The sequence below is a fragment of the uncultured Leptotrichia sp. genome, assembly GCF_938036635.1.
GTDB lineage: Bacteria > Fusobacteriota > Fusobacteriia > Fusobacteriales > Leptotrichiaceae > Leptotrichia > Leptotrichia hongkongensis.
Window position 1 is genome coordinate 1 of sequence record NZ_CALHQO010000341.1, and the last position, 4,470, is coordinate 4,470.

Below are 4,470 nucleotides of genomic sequence, written 5' to 3' on the forward strand. Positions count from 1 at the left end.
TTTTGGAAAGCAGTTTCCAAGTTTTGAGCAGTATTTTTCTGCATTTCGTCAGATTCTGATATCTTTTCTACATAGTCTAGTACATTTTTTCTGCTTACTTCTGCTGAAACAGCATTGTCATTTTGGTTGATTTTAGCATTTAGCATATCATCAGTATCTACATTTTCAAAGTTTCCATCAATTTTGTTATCTGACGTAATTACATTTTGTGTAGTCCCATTAGCTGTTACGTATTTTCTTTCACCATTTTCTTCTGGCTTAATTTCAAGTCTTGAATTGTTTAAATTAACTTTTCCTTTTACATGAATATTAGAATTTAAATCTGATACAACCCTCGAATTTTCTAAAGCCTGATAATTTCCACTAATTTGTGTTGAACCAGAGTTTTCTAGAGTTCCATTATTTGTAATATCATTTTTTATTACAGCATTATTTGTGGAAAGAGTAGCTTGCCTTCTTACACTAATAGAGGAAGAATAAACACCGTTTACTTGCAATCTTCCTGCATTTACTGTCGTAGGTCCTGTAAATGTAGAGTGTCCAGATAAGATTAAATCTCCATTTCCATCTTTAACTACACCAGCGTCTCCTGAAATATTATTTGAAAAAGTATAACTTCCATTAGGAATATTAATATTTACAGTATCTCCAAGTGCAAGTCTTTTATCAAATAATGCAGGGCCTTTAAGTGCTTTATCAATGTTTAAAAGTCCCCATCCATAAACTTCATCAACTCCAGTAGCTCCTATGTCTGTCGCAGTTGATAAGATTGTTTGACGAATTAGGCTAGCATCCATCCAAGGATATTTTTCTTTAAGCAATGCCGCAGTTCCTGTTACAAGTGGCGCTGCAAAAGAAGAACCTCCACCAACATAATTTTGTCCTTTTATTGTAAATGTTTGATCTCCAACCGCAGTTACAGTCCAGTTCTTAGCAACTCCTGCTGGCGAAAGGGGAGTCAAGTTATTCCAGCTGGTGTCTCCCAATTTTGATTCGACTTTTGAAGTTAAAGCAACAACATTTATCCATCCTTTTTGAAGGCTATTTTCAAAATATGGCAATCCTCCTTCAAGAGTAGGTTGTCTATCAGATGAGTCATTTCCTGCAGCCCATACAAATAATGAACCATTATTTACTTCGTTTTTATAGAAGTTAAGGATATCATTTCCTATTTGATAACCATAATAACGGCTTGAAGTTGGAATGCTGGTAAAATCTGTCACAACACCATCAATTCCAAAAGATTGGTTATAAATAGTAACACCATGATTTTTTAGTTGTTGGTACATATCTAATGTTACATGAGGGTATGTTCTTTTGTCTGCTTCATGTTTTGCTGCATCAATTGCATAAACGCTGGCACCTTTAGCAATTCCATTAGAAGCGCCTGCTGCAAGATCAGCGACAACTATTCCGTGATCATCATTTGCGGTAGCTTGTGATGTGAATCCTGGAACTGTAAGTTTTGTTAAACGGCTTCCAAATTTTTGTGTAAGATCAGCTGAAAAAGTTGAGTTTTCAAATCCTACGTCAATAATTCCTACTTTAACATTCGAACCTGTAAGTGCAGTATTTGAATTGTTATGTGGGTTATCTTTGTTATATGATAGAGTTGTATCATTCCATGTTAACCCAGATGCTGCTGTTGTTACAGTTGGTTTATTTGTTACAGGTGCCGGGGTAGTAGGCTGTGTAGCAGGAGTGGTTGGTGTAGTTGGTGTTGCAGCTGATGTTGAACCTCCGCTACCACCTCCGCCTCCGCCACAGCTAACTAGCAAAGCAGCTATTCCGATAAGGATTGACCTTTTTTTTATATCATTTTTTAATTGCTTTAAATTAGAAGTCATAAAAAACACTCTCCTTTCAATACTTTAATATTGTTTTTTGAATCTTAATTTATAAATTTATTTTTTAAAGTTAAATTATGTGTAATTTGACATTTATAATAATTTTCCAATAATATTTTACCATATTTTAAAAAAGAATTCACTATAAAATTATTTAAAAATTTCGCCAGCTTCCTTGTACCATAAAACCAGGTCCAGCTCGTCCATTTTTATTTTAGAAAATTCTGAATATTCCTGCATTTTTTCTTCAATTTCATAGTATTTTTTTTCTGTTATTGTTTTAGGAATTTCACTAATTACATTAAGTGATTTAAGATTTCTTAGAATGTGTCTATCTAAAATGGCAATATTTTCTCCAAATCCAAGATTTCGCAATACATGATTTGCCTCTTTTAATCCCATTCCTTTAATATTTTTCAAAATCCACTTTCTTTTTTCAAGAGTATCTCCAATTCCTGATAATATTTTTTTTGGCTGCAATTTTCCATCTTTTGTCATTAATTCCCGTAATTCTACCAAGTATCGTGATTTATTATTCTTAAATCTGATAATATTTAGAAATTCTACTATTTCTTCAGGCTTTCCGTTGTAAAGCAGTTTATTTTCAACTAAAGTTGTAATGGCTTGCCAAGCATTTTTTGCTTTTGACTGAGGTGTCAGAATACAAAATGCCATTTCTGCAAATACTTCTTTTTCTGTACCTTTCCAAGCCTTTTTATAGCCTTCTATAGCTTTTCCGATACCTTTTTTAATTTCTTTATAAATTTTAAGAATTTCTTCGTGTTTTTCCTTATCAATTCTTTTGCTAATTTCATTGTTTTCTATATTCTTTTTTTGTTTTTTTTCAGACATAATTAAAATTCCTCGTTTTATTATTTTTTATTTTATTTCAGAAAAAAATTTCCGATTTCATCAATAGTTTCTTCTGATTCCTTGAGAGGTGCCAAAATCCAGTCGTGGCACAAATTTTCCCCAATTTTTATTTCTACACTTGTTCCGATTGCAACTTCCATCAAATCACTTAATTTTAAGCAATCAGGATATAAAATTTCATTTGTTCCGAAAATTAGAAAAATTTCTCCAAGATTATCCATATTTCCATAAATTGGTGAAATCATAGGATTTTTCACATCCAGTTCTCCTGCAAACTGTTTTCCTGTTATAATAAGTCCATTCAGCGGCAAGAGAGGATCTTTTTCAGCAAATTCGGGTATTTCTTCATTTGTCATTGAAACATCTACCCAAGGTGACATTAACGCAGTTTTCTTTGGAAATGGCAAATCTTTCTTATTTTTCAATATTTGTAAAAATGCAAGTGCCAAGCCACCGCCAGAAGAATCACCAAATAAGTAAAATTCATCATTATTATATTTATTAGTTATATGTCTATAAGCATCCATTAATACTTTATGAGCTTTTTCAGCAGTATTTTCTGGAGCAAGTGGATAGTCAATGAATGTAACTTTTAAATGAAATTTCTTTACTAATTTTTCAATAATATTTTTGTGAGCTTTGACAGCACGCATTACATAAGCTCCACCGTGTAGAAAAACAACATGTCTGTTATAGCTTTCTTCTGAAAAAACTGTCAAAACTTGATATTCATCAATAAACTGTTCGTCAGTAATAAGCGACTTGTCAAAATTTTTTTTATTCAAAAAAAAGTATTACATTTGTCGCCTGAAAATAATTGTTGATGAGCAATCGGCAATTGTTAGTTGAACATTACCAGCAATATGGAAAAAAATTATAAAATGGTAGCCAAAACTTTCTTCGGTTTTGAAGATATATTGGCTGACGAACTTCGCAATTTAGGCGCTATGCACGTAACTAAAGGTGTGCGTAGCGTACAATTTGAAGGCGATAAGGGCTTTATGTACAAAGCAAACCTCTGTTTGCGCACCGCCCTAAAAATCCTCAAACCTATCCACTCTTTCTACATCCGCAACGAAAAAGAGTATTACCAAAAACTCTACGACTTCAATTGGCAGGAAGTTTTGGATCTTAGCCAAACTTTTGCTGTAACAGCAACCCTGCAAACCGAGATATTCAACCATACGCAATATGTAGCTCTCAAAGCTAAAGATGCTATCGCCGATGCTTTTCGCAACGCTACAGGTCGTCGCCCCAGCGTGGATGTACTTCACCCTGATGTGGCAATTCACATTCACATCCAGCGCAATGAGGTGATTGTATCGCTTGATAGTTCAGGGGCTTCTCTCCATCAACGCGGTTACCGTACAGCTACTAATATAGCACCTATCAACGAGGTATTAGCGGCAGGCATACTGATAATGAGCGGTTGGCAAGGGCAATGTGACTTCCTCGACCCTATGTGTGGTAGTGGTACTTTCCTTATTGAGGCAGCGATGATTGCTTGTAATATTCCAGCCAATGTACACCGCAAAGAGTTTGCTTTTGAGCGTTGGAAAGATTTTGATGAGAACCTCTTCAATCTTATTTTTGGTAGTTGTATCAAAAAAATACGTGAGTTTCACTATCAAATTGTAGGCTATGACAAGGCGCCTTCGGCAGTAGCCAAAGCAAAAGATAACCTTGCAAATGCCGACCTTGGTGACTATATACAAGTATTCCAAAAAGACTTTTTTACAACTGAAAAAGA

The 4,470-nt window shown here is 34.2% G+C and carries 4 protein-coding genes; 1 reads left to right on the top strand and 3 read right to left on the bottom strand.

Annotated features, from left to right (window positions below; translation table 11 throughout):
- The 3 genes from Q0370_RS06765 to Q0370_RS06775 form a co-directional block, all read right to left on the bottom strand.
- Positions 1–1,847: S8 family serine peptidase (locus Q0370_RS06765; protein ID WP_299573765.1), on the bottom strand; the 1,847-nt coding region annotated here is incomplete at its 3' end.
- Positions 1,848–1,997: 150 nt separating this feature from the next.
- Positions 1,998–2,645 (bottom strand): N-glycosylase/DNA lyase, encoded by a 648-nt coding sequence (locus Q0370_RS06770; protein ID WP_299573774.1) that lies wholly within the window; start codon positions 2,643–2,645, stop codon positions 1,998–2,000.
- A gap of 86 nt (positions 2,646–2,731) precedes the next feature.
- On the bottom strand, positions 2,732–3,505 hold the full coding sequence (locus Q0370_RS06775; RefSeq protein ID WP_299573768.1) for an alpha/beta hydrolase: 774 nt from the start codon (positions 3,503–3,505) through the stop codon (positions 2,732–2,734).
- 78 nt (positions 3,506–3,583) lie between these two features.
- Between Q0370_RS06775 and Q0370_RS06780 the strand changes: the two genes are divergently transcribed.
- On the top strand, positions 3,584–4,470 hold an 887-nt coding region (locus Q0370_RS06780; protein ID WP_299573771.1), incomplete at its 3' end, for a THUMP domain-containing protein.